General features: G+C 63.8%; 16 protein-coding genes and 1 pseudogene. 10 read left to right on the top strand and 7 right to left on the bottom strand.

Annotated features, from left to right (window positions below; genetic code table 11):
- Window positions 1-29 precede the first annotated feature (29 nt).
- From QCE79_RS09545 to QCE79_RS09515, 7 genes are all read left to right on the top strand, one after another.
- The gene (locus QCE79_RS09545) at window positions 30-266 is read left to right on the top strand and encodes a hypothetical protein (protein WP_244825693.1); all 237 of its coding nucleotides are present in this window, start codon (window positions 30-32) and stop codon (window positions 264-266) included.
- A 400-nt stretch (window positions 267-666) separates the two neighbouring features.
- Complete coding sequence (locus QCE79_RS09540) at window positions 667-1704, top strand: low specificity L-threonine aldolase (RefSeq protein WP_244828077.1); 1038 nt, start codon at window positions 667-669, stop codon at window positions 1702-1704.
- A 17-nt stretch (window positions 1705-1721) separates the two neighbouring features.
- Complete coding sequence (locus QCE79_RS09535; RefSeq protein ID WP_244825692.1) at window positions 1722-2159, top strand: thioesterase family protein; 438 nt, start codon at window positions 1722-1724, stop codon at window positions 2157-2159.
- 70 nt (window positions 2160-2229) lie between these two features.
- Window positions 2230-3111 (top strand): branched-chain amino acid ABC transporter permease, encoded by an 882-nt coding sequence (locus tag QCE79_RS09530; protein ID WP_309845274.1) that lies wholly within the window; start codon window positions 2230-2232, stop codon window positions 3109-3111.
- Window positions 3104-4231 (top strand): branched-chain amino acid ABC transporter permease, encoded by a 1128-nt coding sequence (locus tag QCE79_RS09525; protein WP_309843676.1) that lies wholly within the window; start codon window positions 3104-3106, stop codon window positions 4229-4231. Before QCE79_RS09530 ends, QCE79_RS09525 begins: the two co-directional genes overlap by 8 nt.
- 76 nt (window positions 4232-4307) lie before the next feature.
- On the top strand, window positions 4308-5045 hold the full coding sequence (locus tag QCE79_RS09520; protein ID WP_309843674.1) for an ABC transporter ATP-binding protein: 738 nt from the start codon (window positions 4308-4310) through the stop codon (window positions 5043-5045).
- On the top strand, window positions 5042-5740 hold the full coding sequence (locus QCE79_RS09515) for an ABC transporter ATP-binding protein (RefSeq protein ID WP_309843672.1): 699 nt from the start codon (window positions 5042-5044) through the stop codon (window positions 5738-5740). Before QCE79_RS09520 ends, QCE79_RS09515 begins: the two co-directional genes overlap by 4 nt.
- 1 nt (window position 5741) lies before the next feature.
- Here the strand turns inward: QCE79_RS09515 and iolB are convergent, their stop codons facing one another.
- The 7 genes from iolB to QCE79_RS09480 all read right to left on the bottom strand — a co-directional run bounded on the left by iolB (window position 5742) and on the right by QCE79_RS09480 (window position 14476).
- A complete protein-coding gene (iolB, locus tag QCE79_RS09510; protein ID WP_250465222.1) occupies window positions 5742-6548 on the bottom strand; it encodes a 5-deoxy-glucuronate isomerase in 807 nt (268 codons plus the stop codon).
- Window positions 6545-7447, bottom strand: a complete 903-nt coding sequence (gene iolE / locus QCE79_RS09505; protein ID WP_250465221.1) for a myo-inosose-2 dehydratase — start codon at window positions 7445-7447, stop codon at window positions 6545-6547. The genes iolB and iolE overlap by 4 nt, the downstream gene beginning before the upstream one ends.
- Before the next feature lie 10 nt (window positions 7448-7457).
- Window positions 7458-9326, bottom strand: coding sequence for a 3D-(3,5/4)-trihydroxycyclohexane-1,2-dione acylhydrolase (decyclizing) (gene iolD / locus QCE79_RS09500; protein ID WP_309843668.1), 1869 nt, complete (start codon window positions 9324-9326; stop codon window positions 7458-7460).
- On the bottom strand, window positions 9323-11311 hold the full coding sequence (gene iolC, locus QCE79_RS09495; protein ID WP_309843666.1) for a 5-dehydro-2-deoxygluconokinase: 1989 nt from the start codon (window positions 11309-11311) through the stop codon (window positions 9323-9325). The genes iolD and iolC overlap by 4 nt, the downstream gene beginning before the upstream one ends.
- A gap of 19 nt (window positions 11312-11330) precedes the next feature.
- Window positions 11331-12119 (bottom strand): ATP-binding cassette domain-containing protein, encoded by a 789-nt coding sequence (locus QCE79_RS09490; RefSeq protein WP_244825680.1) that lies wholly within the window; start codon window positions 12117-12119, stop codon window positions 11331-11333.
- Between the two features lie 10 nt (window positions 12120-12129).
- Entirely contained in the window at window positions 12130-13296 is a 1167-nt protein-coding gene (locus QCE79_RS09485; RefSeq protein WP_244825679.1) for an ABC transporter permease, read from the bottom strand.
- Window positions 13297-13423: 127 nt separating this feature from the next.
- The gene (locus tag QCE79_RS09480; protein WP_244825678.1) at window positions 13424-14476 is read right to left on the bottom strand and encodes a sugar ABC transporter substrate-binding protein; all 1053 of its coding nucleotides are present in this window, start codon (window positions 14474-14476) and stop codon (window positions 13424-13426) included.
- 229 nt (window positions 14477-14705) lie between these two features.
- Here QCE79_RS09480 and QCE79_RS09475 point away from each other — a divergent pair, with 229 nt between their 5' ends.
- The 3 genes and pseudogenes from QCE79_RS09475 to QCE79_RS09465 all read left to right on the top strand — a co-directional run bounded on the left by QCE79_RS09475 (window position 14706) and on the right by QCE79_RS09465 (window position 17593).
- Window positions 14706-15587 carry a MurR/RpiR family transcriptional regulator gene (locus QCE79_RS09475; protein ID WP_244825677.1) on the top strand — a complete coding sequence of 294 codons (882 nt, stop codon included), beginning with the start codon at window positions 14706-14708 and terminating at the stop codon, window positions 15585-15587.
- Window positions 15577-16581 carry an inositol 2-dehydrogenase gene (gene iolG / locus QCE79_RS09470; protein ID WP_309843661.1) on the top strand — a complete coding sequence of 335 codons (1005 nt, stop codon included), beginning with the start codon at window positions 15577-15579 and terminating at the stop codon, window positions 16579-16581. Before QCE79_RS09475 ends, iolG begins: the two co-directional genes overlap by 11 nt.
- Window positions 16578-17593 (top strand): annotated as a pseudogene (locus tag QCE79_RS09465) (Gfo/Idh/MocA family oxidoreductase). The gene iolG and the pseudogene QCE79_RS09465 overlap by 4 nt, the downstream one beginning before the upstream one ends.
- The last annotated feature ends 22 nt before the right edge of the window (window positions 17594-17615 follow it).

Here is a 17615-nt window from a genome sequence, read left to right as displayed (position 1 = left end):
GTACTTTCAACCAAAAGGGGAGAACAAACATGAACCACAAGATTGCATCGATCGTACTGGCTGGCGCAATGATCGCCGCCACGGGCGCAGCACAGGCCAAGGGATGTCTCGAAGGCGCGGCAGTCGGCGGCGTGGCGGGGCACGTCGCGGGCAAGCACGGCGTGGTGGGCGCGGCGGGTGGCTGCGCGATCGGCCATCACGAAGCGAACAAGAAGGACAAGGCCGCGCAGCAAGCCAACGCCGCCAGCGGCACGACAGCGAAGTAAGCGCAGCCTCGACCCAAGTTATTGTTTGCGCCATAAAGCGCGCCGCCGGCTTCGGTGGCGCGCTTTATCGTCAGATGACATGTTGAATTGGAGCGGCGCGCTGACGGCACCACGTCGTCGATGCTCGTAGCGGCAACGCGCAATCAAGACCGATAGCGCAATCGTTCGACGCTGCCCGTCGGTATCCTAAGTGTCGCGCGATTAGAACGGGCGCGGCACACGATCTATCGCTCAATCGCATTCGAATCATGCACGGCGCGATGCGGATAAAATGAGCGGACTGCTTGCACGGCACGCAACGATGGCGACCACGCAATCTTCACTCGTCCCGGGTCCCGAAGCTCGTGCAGCGCCTTCTACCAGTCTTCCAGCGAACTCCATGACCGCGCCGAACGAATCCATCCAGCATTTCGCCTCCGACAATTACGCGGGTATCTGCCCCGAAGCGCTCGATGCGCTCGTCAAGGCCAACACCAGCGGCCACGAACCGGCTTACGGCGACGATTCCTGGACCGCGCGCGTGTGCGACCGCATTCGCGACCTGTTCCAGACCGACTGCGAAGTCTTCTTCGTCTTCAATGGCACGGCGGCCAATTCGCTTGCGCTGGCGTCGCTGTGCCAGTCGTATCACTCGGTCATTTGCCACGAACTCGCGCATATCGAAACCGACGAGTGCGGCGGCCCCGAATTCTTCTCCGGCGGCTCCAAGCTTCTGACCGCGAAGGGCGAGAACGGCAAGCTCACGCCCGATGCGATCGAGGAACTCGTCACCCGACGCGCCGATATCCACTATCCGAAGCCGAAAGTCGTCTCGCTCACGCAATCGACGGAAGTGGGCACGGTCTATACCGTCGAGGAAGTGCGAGCGATTGCGGCCATCGCCAAGCGGCGGCATCTGACCGTGCATATGGATGGCGCGCGTTTCGCCAACGCGGTCGCCACGCTCGGCGTGCATCCGTCGGAGATTACGTGGCGCGCGGGCGTCGACGTGCTGTGCTTCGGCGGCACCAAGAACGGCTTGCCGGTCGGCGAAGCGGTCGTGTTTTTCGACAAGGCGCTTGCCGTGGATTTTGCTTATCGGCTGAAACAGGCGGGGCAGCTTGCATCGAAAATGCGCTTCATCTCCGCGCCGTGGCTCGGCTTGCTCGATAACGATGTCTGGCTGCGCAACGCGCGTCACGCCAACTCAATGGCGCAATTGATGGCCGAGCGTCTCGCGAATATTCCCGGCGTGCAGGTGCTCTTCAAGCCGGAATCGAACGCGGTGTTCGCGGAATTGCCGCCGCACGTCGCCACCGCCTTGCGCGCGAAAGGCTGGAAGTTCTATCAGTTCATCGGGTCGGGCGGCTGCCGCCTGATGTGCGCATGGGACACGCGCGAGGACACCGTCGAGCGCTTCGCCGACGAAGTCCGCGCACTCGCAGCGATCAACCGCTGATGCAGCCGCTGCCGACGATGAGCAAACCGCAACCCACGCGCCGCGCGGACTATCCGCACTTCCTTACCATCAGCACGCGCTGGTCCGACAACGATGTCTATGGTCATATCAACAACGTCGTCTACTACAGCTACTTCGATACCGTCGTGAACGAGTATCTGCTGCGCTCGGGCGTGCTCGACTTCGCGGGCGGCGAGACGATCGGGCTCGTCGTGGAAACGCGCTGCAATTTTTTCGAGTCGGTTTCGTTTCCCGATCTGATCGATGCAGGCTTGCGCGTGGAAAAGCTCGGCACGACGAGCGTGCGCTACGAGGTCGGCATCTTCACGCAAGGCGCAAAGAGCGCGGCGGCGCAGGGCCATTTCGTGCATGTCTATGTGAACCGCATGACGCGCCGGCCGGTGCCTTTGCCCGAGCGTCTCGTCGATGCCTTGAAGCCGCTCGTCAACGCTTGAGGATTGTTCCGTGCTTCAGTGGTTCAGCGTGAGCCTGCTCAACGGCGTGAGCGTCGGGCTGCTGCTCTTCATGCTCTGTGCGGGCCTCACGCTCATCTTCTCGATGCTCGGCCTGCTCAACTTCGCGCACGCGAGCTTTTATATGCTCGGCGCGTATGTCGGTCAGGCGCTGGCTTCGTATGGCGGATTCTGGCTGGCACTCGTCGTGGCGCCTTTGATCGTCGGCTGCGCGGGCGCGTTGTTCGAGCGCTTTCTGCTCAAGCGCGTGCATGCGCGCGGCGCGCTCGCCGAGTTGCTGCTCACGTTCGGCGCGGCCATCGTGATAGGCGAGGGCGTGAAGCTCGTATGGGGGCTCGGACCGTTGCCCGCGACGATTCCCTCCGTGCTCGAAGGGCCGCTCTTCACCTGGTACGGCGCCGCGTTTCCACGCTATCGCGTGTTCATGATGCTGCTTGCCATCCTCATGCTCGGCGCGTTGCATGTCGTGCTGCGCGTATCGAAGACGGGGCTCGTGGTGCGCGCGGCGCTCACGCATTCCGCGACCGTCGAAACGCTCGGCCACGATGTCCCGCGCGTCTTCACGACGGTGTTCGCCGCCGGCACGGCGCTGGCGGCGCTCGCGGGCGTGATCGGCGCGCCGCTTGCCGTGCTCGAACCGTCGATGGCCGACGCCGTCGGTCCCATCGTGTTCGTCGTCGTGGTCATCGGCGGGCTGGGCTCGCTTTCGGGGGCGCTCGTCGCGTCGCTCTTGATCGGCTGCGTGCAGACATTCGCCGTGGGCACGACGGCATCGGCGGGGAGCATTGCTGCCTGGTTCGGCGTGCGTTTGCCGGACGCTTGGGCCGCGCTCACCGTCGCGCAACTCGCGCCCGTGCTGCCGTACCTGTTGCTCGTCGCGATGCTGGCGGCGCGTCCACGCGGACTCTTCGGTGAAGAGACGCGCGATGCTTAAGTCCCTCGCGCCGTGGCTCGCACTCGTCGCGGCGCTTGCGATACCGCCGCTTTGCTTCGATCGATCCTGGCTGCTTGCGTATCTCGCGCAGACGGCGACGCTCATCGTTTTCGCGCTCTCGTACAACTTGCTGCTCGGGCAGACGGGCTTGCTTTCCTTCGGTCACGCGGTTTATGCGGGGTTCGGCGCTTTCGCCGCCGCGCATGTGTTCAATCGCTTTGGCGTGCCGTTGCCATTGCTGCCATTGATCGGCGGATGCTTTGCGGTGCTCGCGGCCATCGTCTTCGGCGCGATCTCGACGCAACGCGGCGGCACGGCTTTCGCGATGATCACGCTAGGCATCGGCGAATTGGTTGCGGCAAGCGTCTGGCTCGTGCCGGGCTGGTTCGGCGGCGAGGGTGGCGTGGCGATCGATCGCGCGAGCGGCGCTGCGCTCTTCGGATGGACATTCGGCCCGTTGCGGCAGGCGTATGCGTTGATCGCGTGCTGGTGTGTCGTGTCGGCTTGCGCGATGTTCGCGTTCTCGCGCACGCCGCTTTGTCGCCTCGCCAACGCCGTGCGCGACAATCCCGTGCGCGCGGCGGCGATAGGCGCGTCGCCACGGCGCGTGCGCTTCACGATGCTCGTCGTATCCGCGTTCTTCGCGGGCATTGCAGGCGTGTTGTCGCTCGTGAATGTCGAACTGGCATCGGCGGAAAGCGTCGGGCTTGCGAGATCGACGAGCGTGCTGGTGGCGACGGTCATCGGCGGGACCGGAAGCTTCTTTGGGCCGATTGCCGGGGCGGTGCTGCTCACGTTTTTCAGCGTGGCGGTGGCGAGCGTGTCCACTGCCTGGCCGATGTATCTCGGACTGTGCTTCGTGTGGGTGATCGTCGCGGCGCCCGATGGCGTCGCTGGCTTCTTCACGCGCATGCGCACGCGCCCGCTTCGCTCAACCATGTATGCCATGTCGAGCACGCTGGCGTTCGGTGCGGCCGTGGTCGTCGCGGTGGAGACGCTCTATGCGCGACAAGCGGATGCAAGCGCGTTGCCGCACGGCGTTTGGTGGATCGCGTTGCCTTGCTTGGCGCTCGGCGTTGGGCTCGCGTGGATCGATCGACGGGCGCGGGGCGTGCTATGAACATGGGTCTTGAATCGCGTAAGTTCGGCGAGCGCTTCAGGGCGATGTTTGCCGCCGGTCGCAAAGGGTACACGCCATGACCATCGCCCTCGAATTGCGCGGCATCGCGAAACGGTTCGGGCCGACGCGCGTTCTGCGCGGTATCGATCTGCAAGTGCAAAGCGGCGAACGTCATGCGCTCATCGGCCCGAACGGCGCAGGCAAGTCCACGCTCTTCGACACCATTTCCGGGCGCACCAAACCCGACGAAGGGCGCATCGTGGCAATCGGTATCGACATCACCGGTCGCGCGCCGCAACGCATTAGCCGGGTGCTTGCGCGCAGCTTCCAGACGACGAGCGTCTTCACCGGCTTGAGCGTGCTCGACAATCTGCGTTGTGCGGCTTTGGGCTCGGCTTCGTCGCGCATGATCGATCGCTGGCTGCCGTCGCGCGCGCTCGAAGACCGCGCCCGCGCCATGCTAGATGCCATCGGCCTGGCCGCTCACGCCGACGTACCCGCCGCACGGCTCACGTATGCCGAACAGCGCGCGCTCGATCTAGGCATCGCGCTCGCCACCGATGCGCCGCTCATTCTCCTCGACGAACCCACGGCGGGGATGAACCGCGCGGAGGCATCGCGCGCGCTGGCGCTGATTCGGGCGACGACGCAAGGGCGCACGCTCGTCGTCATCGAGCACGACATGGACGCGGTGTTCGGCCTCGCGGATCGCATCTCCGTGCTGGTTCAAGGGCGCGTGATCGCTACCGGCACGCCTGCGGCGATTCGCGACGATCGCGCGGTGCGCGAGGCGTATCTGGGGGAATCGCGATGAGCGCCGGGTTGCGTATCCACGATCTGCGCGCGTGGCATGGCGCGGCACAGGTACTGCACGGCGTGAACCTGTCAATAGCCGAAGGCGAGATCGTCGCGCTCGTGGGCCGCAATGGTTCGGGGCGCTCGACGCTCGCGAAGTCCATCATGGGCCTCGTGCGCTGCGAGGGCGAGATGCGGTTTCGCGATGCATCGCTCGTCGGGCTGCGGCCGTTTCGCATCGCACGCATGGGAATTGGCTACGTGCCTGAAACGCGCGATGTGTTTCCGGGCTTGAGCGTGCGCGACAATCTCGTGCTCGGCGAGCGTCCGGGCACGCGCTTCAGTGTGGACGATGCTTATCGCCTCTTCCCCGTGTTGCGGGAGCGCGCGCGAGTGAAGGCCGGCGCGTTGTCGGGCGGCGAACAGCAAATGCTGGCGCTGGCAAGAACGCTGGCGGGCGATCCGTCGTTGGTGGTCATCGACGAACCCGGCGAAGGGCTCGCGCCGCAAGTGCTGATGCAAGTGGCGGCGTGCCTCGCGGGTCTGCGCGAACGCGGCGTGGCGATACTGCTGATCGAAGAGCGCCTGACGATCGCGCGCATGCTCGATGCGCGCGTCGCGGTGATGGGGCACGGCGCGGTTCAGTTCGATGGGGCGTTGGGGGAGCTGGAAACACGCGCCGATGTGCAGCGAGAATGGCTGTCGGTGGGTTAACTCACTCCTTGCTATCCCGCTCCACGATCCACTCATGCTTCGGATCGTTTTTAAAGTGCCACGTGCGCTTATCGCCCGCCATCACGTTGAGATAATAATTATCGTAGCCATAAGGCACGACGACCGGATGATACCCACGCGGCACCATCACCACGTCGCGGTTCTCCACCGCCAGGGTTTCGTCGAGATCGCGCTCGTCGGTATAAACACGCTGAAACGCAAAGCCCTGCGGCGGATTCAGCCGATGGTAATAAGTCTCCTCCAGCGAACTTTCGACAGGCACGTTGTCCTGATCGTGCTTGTGCGGCGGATAGCTCGACGCATGGCCGCTCGGCGTACGCACTTCGACCACGAGTAACGACTCGGCAGCCTCGGTCTGCGGAAGAATATCGCATACGTGTCGCGTATTCGCGTTCTTGCCGCGCGTCGAACGCTTCATTTGCGAGGGCTCGATGAGTCGCGGCGGATACACGCCCGTCGCCGGCGCGCTCGCCACACCGAGTTCCGTTTCGCGCTCCGCCCGCACGATTGCGGCGAGCTTCGGCGGTACGTAGACGGCATAGGGCGCGGCGTCTTCGAACACACTGTCGCGCGAGCCGATGGACTGCCAGTGCTCGTCGCCCGCCTCGACGCTCACCGTGCCCGTCAGCACGACGATGCAACTCTCGCGCCCGGCGTCGTAGACATGCAGCACTTCACCTTCTTCCAGCCGGTACGCCGCGAAGCCGACATGCTTCCAGCCAGCGGATTCCGGTGTCACACGCGCGATCGTCTGGCCTTCGCGCGATGCCTTCACTAACAGGCTCATGCCGTCTCCTTGAATGTGGCATCGACAAGTGTGCGCAACGTGCGATAACCCTTGTCGGCATACTCGTAACTCCGCGCGATCACCGGGTCCTGCTCCGCTTCCACGACGAGCCAGCCGTCGTAATCATGCTCGGCCAGACACGCGACGATGCCGGGATAATCCACCGCGCCATCGCCCGGCACGGTGAAGGCGCCGTTGATGACCGCATCGAGAAAACTCCAGTTGCGATTGCGCGCCAGCTTCACGATCTCCGGGCGCACGTCCTTGCAATGCACATGGCACACGCGCGCAATATGCTTGCGCAGCGTGGTCAATGCGTCGCCGCCCGCGAAGGTGATGTGACCCGCATCGAAGAGAAGGCCCACCGCGTCGTTGGTCTCCGCCATCAGACGGTCGACGTCCGCGGGCGTCTCCACATACGCGCCCATGTGATGATGATAGGCGACCCGAACGCCTCGTGACAGCGTGTATTCCGCGAAACGATTCAGCCGCTCGGCATACTGTTGCCACTGCGCATCCGCAAAGAAACGCGGGCGCTGATAGAGCGGGCGCGGCGCGCCTTGAATGGAATTCGCCACTTCGCCATAGACCATCACCTTCGCGCCGTTTTGCGCGAGCAAGTCGAGATGGGCACCCACGGCTTCGATCTCTTCTTCCGCGCTGCGCTCGGCGAGTCTGCCCGAGTACCAGCCCGACACCAGCGCGAGGTCGTATTGCGCCAGCAGCGTCTTGAGCGCCTGCGGCTCGCGCGGAAACTTGTTGCCGAGTTCGAAGCCTTCGTAACCGATCCGCCGGCCTTCGGTCAGCGCGACGGACAAGGGCGTCTCGCCGCCGAGCGATGGCAAATCGTCGTTCATCCACGACAAGGGATTGATTCCGATCCGTACGTGCAAAGACATGTGCGCGGTCCTAGATAGAGTTGCCTTCGCTGCGTGCTTTCAACGCGCGCTCGTAACGCTCGCGCGCCGACAAGACCGCATCGCGATCCGATACCTCGGGCACCGCGACTTCCCACCACCATCCGCCTTCGTCGGTCGTGCGCGCGGGGTCGGTGTCGATGGAGATGAGGTAGCTGCGCTCGGCGGCGCGCGCGCGTTGCATCGCGGCCTGCAAGTCGTCGATGCTCGCCACATGCTCCGACAACGCGCCGAGCGCACGCGCGTGCATCGCGAAATCGATGGTCGGTGCGCCGAGCGAGCCTTGCTTGCAGTCGTCGATCAGGTTGTTGAAGGGCGCGCCGCCGCATGCCTGTTGCAAACGGTTGATGCAGCCATAGCCGCGATTGTCGAGCAACACGACGATCAGCTTAGCGCCGAGCATGACGGAGCTCGCCAACTCGCTGTTCATCATGAGATAGCTGCCGTCGCCGACGATCACGATCACCTCGCGCTCCGGCCGCGCGAGCTTCGCGCCCAGACCGCCCGCGATCTCGTAGCCCATGCACGAATAACCGTATTCGACGTGATAGCCGCCCGGCGCGCTCGTGCGCCACAGCTTCTGCAGGTCGGCCGGCAAGGTGCCCGCCGCGCACACGACGATATCGTCAGCCGGCGAATCGGCTTTCGAGCGCTGCACCGCGCCGATGACATCCGCTTCGCGCGGCAAGGCGTTGTCGGCGACGGGCGTGTTCGTCACGTGTGCGACAGTCTCGCGCCAGTCGTCGGCGAGACGTTTGGCGCGCGTGGTCCATTGCGACGACGCGCGCCAGTCGCCGAGCGCTTCGGAAAGCGCATCGAGTGCGAGGCGTGCATCGGCTTCGACGCTCAGCGCGTCTTGCTTCAGGGCATCGAAAGGATTGGCGTTGATCGAAACGAGTTGCGCATGCGCAAAGAGCGTGTTCGATCCCGTGGTGAAGTCCTGCAAGCGCGTGCCGACCGCGAGCACGCAATCGCTCGATTGCGCGAGTTCATTCGCCGATGCCGCGCCCGTCACGCCGATTCCGCCCGCGTTCAGGGCGTCGTCCCAAGCGAGCGCGCCTTTGCCTGCCTGCGTTTCCGCGACGGGCACGCCATGCTTGTGCGCGAAGGCGCGCAACGCGTCGGTGGCGAGGCCGTACAGCACGCCGCCGCCCGAGACGATCAGCGGTTCGCGCGACTCGCGCAAGGCCGCTGCGGCGCGCGCGATTTCATGCGGTGAAGGCGCGCTCGCATGGAACTCGACCACACGCGGCTCGAAGAACGAAGCGGGATAGTCGTAGGCCATCGCCTGCACGTCCTGCGGCAGCGCGAGCGTGACGGGACCGCAGAGCGCGGCATCGATAAGTACGCGGATCGCGCGCGGCAACGCGCTCAACAACTGCGCCGGATGCACGATGCGATCGAAATAACGCGATACGGCCTTCAAGGCATCGTTCGCGGAAACGCCGCCGTCGTGTGCGTCCTCGACTTGTTGCAGAACCGGATCGGGCGCGCGCGACACGAAGATGTCGCCCGGCAGAAGCAGCACCGGCAGCCGGTTCACATGCGCGAGCGCGGCCGCCGTCACGAGATTGGTGGCGCCCGGCCCGATGGACGTCGTGACAGCCATCATGCGGCGCCGCATATGCGCCTTTGCAAACGCGATCGCGCTATGCGCCATGGCTTGCTCGTTGTGCGCGCGATACGTCGGCAATTCCTCGCGATGCCGATACAACGCCTCGCCGATGCCCGCGACATTGCCGTGCCCGAAAATTGCGAAGACGCCGCCGAAGAGCGCCTCGCCGCTTTCCGTGCGCAGCGCGGCGAGATAGCGCACGAGCGCCTGCGCGGTGGTCAGCCGGATGGTAGCGTGCTGATTCATGCTGCTTGCTCCTGTCTTGGCTGCACGGCATTCAGCGACGCGCGCGCCTCGCGCCATGCGGAAATCAGCGTTTCGAACGTGTGGCGAACGCGCGCGATCAACTCGTCGTCGCCGATTTCGCCCGCGAGCCATGCGCGGCTCGGCTCGTGAAAGATGGTGCGTCCGACCGTGAAGCCCTTGCACGTTTTGGACGATGCCGCCGCCTTGAAGCCATCGCGCAACTGATCGACCGCCGCCGAGAGCCCGAGCAGCACGACGCCGCGGCAATACGGATCGCGCTCGGCAATCAGCGCATCGACGGCCTGCCATTGCTGTGCGCTCATCGGTTCGAGCTTCCACCATTCGGGATAGATGCCGAGGTTGTAGAGGCGCTTCAATGCGCGATACGCCGTGTCGTCCTCCACGGGCGGTCCGTTCTTCGGCACGATCACTTCGAGCAGCAGTTCATTGCCGCTCGCCTGTGTCGCATCGTAGAGCGTGCGCAGTTGCGCTTCCTGTTCGAGGCGCACGTCATGCGGATGATCGGGGTGATAGTGCACGAGACACTTCGCGATATGCTCGCGCGGCCATTCGACGAGCGTCGTGCCGACGTCGCGGCCGTGATCGAACACGAGCGGCATCGAGCCCGGCAACTCGACCGGACGGCCGATCCACCAGCCGCGGCCAGTCGCGGCATTGAGCGCATCCTGTCCGTAGCGGTCGTCGATCAATACGCCGATACGGCCGGCCAGTCCGCGTTCTTCTTCCGTCTTCGCGACGGCATCGACGAAAAGACCCTTCAGGTTTGCAATGCGCGTTTCGTTTGCGCCGGTCTGCTGCGCAAGCTCGAAAAACTGGTTGCGATGATCGAACGCGAAGCCGAGCACTTCGTCCCATTGCTTGCGCCTGGGGCTCACGCGATGCAGACGCGCGAGGCTTGCATCGCGATCCGGACGGCGCATGCGTGCCGGGTCTTCTTTTGCGGCCGCGAGGAAGTACACGAGTTCCTCGGGCGTGGGCATGGCGGGCGCGCAGCCGTGACGCGAAACGACGAGCGCGCCGCACGCATTTGCCGCGCGCGCACACGCTTCGAGCGATTCGTCGCGCAGCCAGCCCGAGAGGAAGCCGGACGCGAACGCATCGCCCGCGCCGAGCACGTTGAGCACTTCGACTTCGACGCCGCCATGAATGGGCGCATCGTCGATGGAAGCGGGCACCGCGCCTTCGATGATCGAGCAGCCGAGCGGCCCGCGCTTCACGACGAGCGTGGCATGAGTAACGGTACGAACCATGGCGAGCGCATCGATCAGATCGTCCTTGCCGCCCGCAATCCGGAACTCTTCTTCCGTGCCGATCGCGAGATCGATCAGCGGCAGGATGTGCAGCAAATGCGCGGTGACGCTTTCATCGGCGACGAAGCGCGTTTCGCCGTCGGCCTTGCCTGTCAGACCCCACAGCACCGGCCGATAATCGATGTCGAGAATCGTGCGCACGTTGTTTCGGCGCGCGTATTCGAGCGCGCGGCGGCTCGTGCGATTCACCTGTTCCGTGGAGAAGTGCGTGCCCGTGATGAGCAATGCCTTCGACGAGGCGATATACGCTTCGTCGAAATCATTTTCGTCCACGGCCATGTCGGCGCAATTCTCGCGATAGAACACGAGCGGAAAGGTATCGCGATCTTTTATGCCGAGCAGCACGAGCGCGGTGAGACGCTCGAAGTCCGTGCGCACGTGGCTCACGTCGCAGCCTTCGCCCGCGAGTGTTTCGACGAGAAAGCGTCCCATGTGATCGTTGCCGACGCGCGCGAGCATCGACGACTTGAGCCCCAACCGCGCGCAACCGAACGCGATATTCGCCGACGACCCGCCGAGATACTTCGCAAACGTCGCGACGTCTTCGAGCCGCGCGCCGACCTGTTGCGCGTAGAGATCGACCGCGAGGCGGCCGAGGCACACGATATCGTGCGCGCGGTCCGCTGCAAAACGTGAGGTGTGTTGTTCTGGCATGGCTTGTTGTCCTCGATCCTCAGATCGTCGCGCCTTCGAGTTCGTTGATCATCGTCTGCATCTCGGCGCCGCCCGCCATCATGTCGAGCACTTCGTTCTTCGAGATGGTGTCCTTGGTGTAGGTGCCCATCGAGCGGCCGCGATTGAGCAGCGTGAAGGAGTCGCCGATCGGATAAGCGTGGTGCACGTTGTGCGTGATGAAGATCACGGAAATGCCTTTTTCGCGCGCCTTGTGAATCAGCTTCAGCACGTTGAAGCTCTGCTTCACGCCAAGCGCGGCGGTCGGTTCGTCGAGAATCAGCACGCGTGCGCCGAAGTGAATGGCGCGCGCAATCGCGAGACATTGCTTCTCGCCACCGGACATGGTGCCGATAGGCTGATGCGGATCGCGCACGTTGATGCCCATTTCCGCGAGCTTCGCCTGCGAAGTCTCCGCGGCAAGATCGAGATCCATCACGCTGAAGAGACCGAAGCGTTTCTTCTGCGGCTCACGGCCCATGAAGAAATTGCGCGCAACGGACAAGAGCGGCACGAGCGCGAGATCCTGATAAACCGTGGCGATGCCCAAATCCAGCGCTTCCTTCGGCGACTCGAAGCGCACTGGCTTGCCATCGACGAGATAGTCGCCGGCGGACGGCGTATGCACGCCCGCCAGCGTCTTGATGAGCGTGGACTTGCCCGCGCCGTTATCGCCCAGCAGGCAATGCACTTCGCCGCGTCGCAGGCGCAAGGTCACGCCGTTCAATGCGATGACCTTGCCGAAAAACTTGCTGACGTTTTCCAGCGCGAGAATGTTGTCGTCGTTCATGGCGTTGGCCTCACTGAGCTTGCGATACGCGACGGCGCACGTAGTGATTGAACAGCACGGCGAGCAGCAGCATCACGCCGAGAAAGACGCGGAACCAGTCGGAACTCACGTTCGTATAAGTGATGCCGATCTGCACGACGCCGAAGATGAGCGCGCCGAAGCACGCGCCGACGACCGAGCCATAACCGCCCGTCAAAAGCGTCCCGCCGATGACCGCCGCGATGATCGCCTCGAATTCCTTCTGCAAGCCGCGATCGGCCGCTGCCGAGCCGATATCGCACACCTGCAGCACGGCGAAGAGACACGAGCAGAAGGCGGTGAGCACGAACAGCGAAATCTTCACGCGCCGTACCGGCACGCCGACGTTCTTGGCCGCGTTGGCGTCGCCGCCGACCGCGAGAATCCAGTTGCCGTAGCGCGTCTTGGCGAGCACGAAGGCGCAGACGGCGGCGAGCGCGAGCCACCAGATGATGACCTTCGGAATGCCCGGCACGAGCGGCTGGCCGTTATCGAGCAACTGACCGATCCCCATGTGCGCGAGCCACGCGAAGAGGCCGTGCAGCGCGACGCCGCGAAAGAGCGTGTCGGCGAGCCAGTCTTGTTGAGCGAGATCGCCGACGCCGGAAATGATGGTGCGATCCGCGAACATGATCGAGAGCGCGAGCGTGAGGCCGCGCAGGATGAACAGAAACGCGAGCGTGACGATGAACGAAGGCAGCCGCGTCTTCATCACGAGGTAGCCGTTCAACGCGCCGAGCAGCATGGAAGCGACGAACGCGAAGAGAATCGACAGCGAGAACGGCCAGTGCAGATAAACCGAGGGCAGCGCGACCATCATGCCCGCGAAGCCGATCATCGAGCCGATGGACAGATCGAACTCGCCCGCGATCATGAGAAGACACGCGCCGACCGCGAGCAAGCCGAGGTAGGCCGCGACCTGCGACCAGTTCATCACGCCGTCGAGGTTGAACATGCCCGACGAACCCGCCGCGAAGCCGAACACGATGAACACGAGCACGGTGCCCGAGATCGCGGCGAACTCCGGCCGGTTCAGCAGATGGCCGAACCACGATTGCCGGCGCACGCGTTCGTCCGAGGGCTTTGCTGCCTCCTGCGTCTCGGCCGACTCTGGCTGTGGATTCGCATGTGGAGGGTAATGCTTGCCGGCTACGCCCATGATGGCTCCTTGACTGATACCGATGCGCGCGCTCCTGCCGCGTCGGGAATAGACGCAGCAGACACACGACGTTCCGCGGAAATGCAGTGATAGCGGGCGGCGCTGAAAAGACGGCCGCCCTGAACGGTCAACGATATTGACCGGCGTATTTCACGACCTTGTCGAGATTCTCTTTGGTGATGAAACCCGGACCCGAACGGATGTTCTTCGGTCCATACGACGGCGCGAGGCCATACGTTTCGAGACGCGCCTTGAACTTCGGATTCGCTTCGAGAATCTGGCGAATCTTCACCGGGTCCGTGGTGTGATCCTTCTTGACGATAGCGAGCACGGCCACGGGGATATAGCCCTGCAAGTACGGTTGCTGATCGATTGCGAACTTGATCGTGCCGTCCTTGATGCCCTTCGCGATGTCATCGGAAAAGTCGAAGGTCACGAAATAGAGCTTGTTTTGCAGGCCCATTTGCGTGACGGCCTTGAGCGTCGCCGAGGCGGGCGTGGGTCCGAGCGTGAGTACAGCCTGCGTATCGGGATGATTGCGCAGGTAAGCCGACACCTTCGACTGAATCTCCGTCGGGTCCTGACCGGAGTCGATGGTGGACGCCTTGTAGTCGACGCCGATGGCTTCCGCGAAGCCACGGCAGCGGTCGAATGACACCGTGTTGGTCGCGATATGGTTCACGCACAGGAACGACTTGACGCCCGCGGCCTTCGCCTTTTCGCCTGCGGCCTTGCCCGCCACGTATTCCGGCTGGCCGATATGCATGATCGCCTTGAGTTGCTCGCTTTGCTCTTCGGTGCCCGAGTTGATCGTGACGAGCGGAATCTTCTTCGCCGTCACCTTGTTGAGCGCGCTCTTCAATACGTCGAAGTCCGCGATGGTGGTGATCACGCCGTCGTAATTACGCGCGGCGGCCTGTTCGATGAGACGCGACATATCGGCAATGTCGCCGTTGGGCGGATTGCGATAGTCGGTCTGGACGTTGAAGTCCTCGTCCGCCTGCTTGATCGAATTCTTGATGACGTTCCACCACGAGTCCGAGTCGGGCGCGTGGCTGATGAGGACGAACTTGGCGTCGGGCGCCGCGTGAGCGGGGGACGCCGTCAACAAGGCTGTGCTGCTCAGGATTGCGGCTGCCGCGAGCGCGCGCAACGCGGCTCGGCCATTGCGAATGGTCATTGTCTCCACCTATCTCGGTTTGTTGTTTGATCTGACTTTTCCGCGAGCCGATGCGGCCGTTGCTTGGGGCCGCTTCGAACTCAGCACCAAGAGTAGGCCAAGTTTTCCCGGTCTGCAATAGGAATTGCACCGATGCCATAAATGGAAAATACGTTCCATTTTCCTTGCAGCCTTCCTATAATCGCTTCCACGGCGTCTGCCTTCGCGGCGCCATCGACATGAGCTATCCATGCAGGATGAGACCAGCACCGACGTGCAGAGCGTCGACGATCTGATGCAGCGCATCACCGACGCTTACGACACGTTGCCGCGTCAGTTGAAGAACGTCGCGACGTATATCGAGCAGCATCGGTCGAGCGTGATGATGGATCGTACGAGCGATATCGCCACCGCGTGCGGCGTGCATCCGTCGGCCGTGGTGCGCTTTGCGCAGCGCTTCGGTTTTTCGGGCTTCTCGGACTTGCAGGCCGTGTTCAGGCAGGCGTTCGCGGGCGGCAATGGCTCGCAGCAGAGTTATCAGCAGCGCATTCGCAAACTCATCGACGAAAAGGCGGGCGATGCCTCCGGTGTCTCCGTGGCGCGCGAATTCATCGCGGCGAGCCGCACGGGACTCGACGAACTCGAAGCCGGTCTCGACGACGAACAGTTCGACGCCGCCGTGGAAATGCTCGAACACGCGGAGAACATCTATGTGATCGGCGTGCGGCGCTCGTTCGCGGTGGCGAGCTATATCGTCTACGCGCTGCAGCACACGAGAAAGCGCGTGCATTTGATCTCCGGCATCGGCGGCATGTTCCGCGAACAGGTCAAGAGCGTGAGAAAGGGCGACGTGGTCGTGGCCATCAGCTTCGCGCCTTATGGCAAGGAAACGCAGTATTGCGTGCGCGCCGCGCAGCATCACGGCGCGAAGACGCTCGTGATCACCGACAGCCAGCTTTCGCCGCTCGCGCGTCACGCGAGCGCGAGTCTGCTCGTGAAGGAGGGCAGCGCGTTCGCGTTCCGCTCGCTCACGAGCACCATTTGCTTGTGCCAGGCGCTGTTCATCGCGCTCGCGTACCGGCTCGAACTCAACGTAGAAGAATCCAAGGAGACAGGCGGCTATGACGATTGACGTGGCGGTATTCGGAGCAGGGCGCATTGGCAAGATTCACGCGGCCAATCTCGCGCGGCAGCCTGGCGTGCGCCTCAAGTATGTCGTCGATGTGAACCGCGAGGCCGCGTCGGCGCTCGCTGCGCAATACGGCGCGCAAGTCGCCGATGTGGATGCCGCCATGGGCGACGCCTCGGTGGGCGCGACGGTCGTCTGTTCGAGCACGGACACGCATGCGGACCTGATCCTCGCATCGGCGGCGCAAAAGAAGCACGTGTTCTGCGAGAAGCCCGTGGACCTCACGCTCGAACGCGCGCGCGCCTGCGCCGATGCCGTGCAGAAAGCGGGCGTGGTCTGCATGATCGGCTTTCAGCGGCGCTTCGACCCAACTTTCTCGGCATTGAGGGCGCGCGTGGAAGCGGGCGAGATCGGCGAACCGGAAATGCTGATCGTGACGAGCCGCGATCCGGGCGCGCCGCCCGTGGAATACATCGAGCATTCGGGCGGCATCTTCAAGGACATGCTGATCCACGACTTCGACATCTTCCGCTGGATGCTCGACGACGAAGCCGACACGCTGCACGCCACGGGCAGTTGTTTGTCCGATCCCGCCATCGCGGATGCCGGCGATATCGATTCGACAGCCGTCACCATCCGCACGAAACGCGGACGCCTGTGCCAGATCAACACGGCGCGGCGCTCGGGCTACAGCTACGATCAGCGCTTCGAGGTGCTCGGCAGTCTCGGCATGCTGCAAGCGGGCAACGTGCGTCCGACCGAAGTGACGGCATATTCGACCAAGGGCGTGTCGAGCGACGTGCCCGAGGCGTTCTTTCTCGAACGGTATCGCGCGGCGTATGCCGCGGAAATCGCGCATTTCTTCGATGCCGTGACCAATGGGAAGCCCGTGCGCACCACTGTTGCCGACGGCCTCAAGGCGCTCGAACTCGCCGAGGCCGCGACGCTTTCGTGGCGCGAAAAGCGCATCGTGAAGCTCGGGGAGAACGCGGCATGAGCGCGGTGCGGGTGGGCATTGTCGGGCTGGGGCGGCTCGGCCGCAGACACGCGGAAAACCTCGCGTGGCATGTGCCGGGCGCGCGGCTCGTCGCGGCGTGCAGCCCGGTTGAGCAAGAGCGCGAATGGGCTCGCGACAACCTGCCGGAAATCGCACTCCATGCCGATCACGCCGACTTGCTGACCGATCCGTCCATCGACGCCGTGTGGCTCGTCACGCCGACTTCGCTGCACGCGCGGCAGATCATCGCCGCGTTGCGCGCGGGCAAACATGTGTTCTGCGAGAAGCCGCTGTCGCTCGATCTCGCCGAATGCGACAGCGTGATCGAGGAACACGCGCGGCATGCGCATCTGCATGTAATGATCGGCTTCGTGCGCCGTTTCGATGCGAGTTATCGAGATGCCTTCGAGCGCATTGGCGAAGGCGCGATCGGCCGGCCGTTCATGGTGCGCTCGCAGACCTGCGACAAGAACGATCCGGATGGTTTTTTCGTGCGTTTCGCGCCGACATCGGGCGGACTCTTTCTCGATTGCAGCGTGCACGACATCGACCTCGCGCGCTGGATGCTCGGTAATCCGAAGCCCAAGCGCGTGTTCGCGAGCGGCACGATAGCAATCCACGAAGGCTTGCGCGAATGTGGCGATATCGACAATGGCGTGGGCACGATCGAATTCGACGATGGCCGGCTTGCCGTGCTATACGCTTCCCGCACGATGGCTCATGGCCACGACACGCAGACAGAAGTCATTGGCACGGCGGGCGCGCTTGCCATTGGGCGCAATCCGCGTGCGAACCGCGTCGAAATCGCCGATGCACACGGCATGCGTAACGTTTGCACGCCGACTTTCTTCGAGCGCTTCGACGATGCGTTTTTACGCAAGCGCAAGCCTTCGTCGCGCTCGTGCGAGATGGCACGCCGACCGGCCTCACGCTCGACGATGCGCGCGAGGCGACGAGGATCGGCATCGCCATGCGGCAGGCATATGAGACCGGGCGCCCGGTGGACTTGTGAACGCTGCGTTAGAATCGGGCCT

This window comes from Caballeronia sp. LZ003, from assembly GCF_031451465.1.
Classification (GTDB): Bacteria; Pseudomonadota; Gammaproteobacteria; order Burkholderiales; family Burkholderiaceae; genus Caballeronia.
The sequence above is the reverse complement of the archived record's forward strand: the minus strand, read 5'-3'. Positions and strand labels throughout refer to the sequence as shown.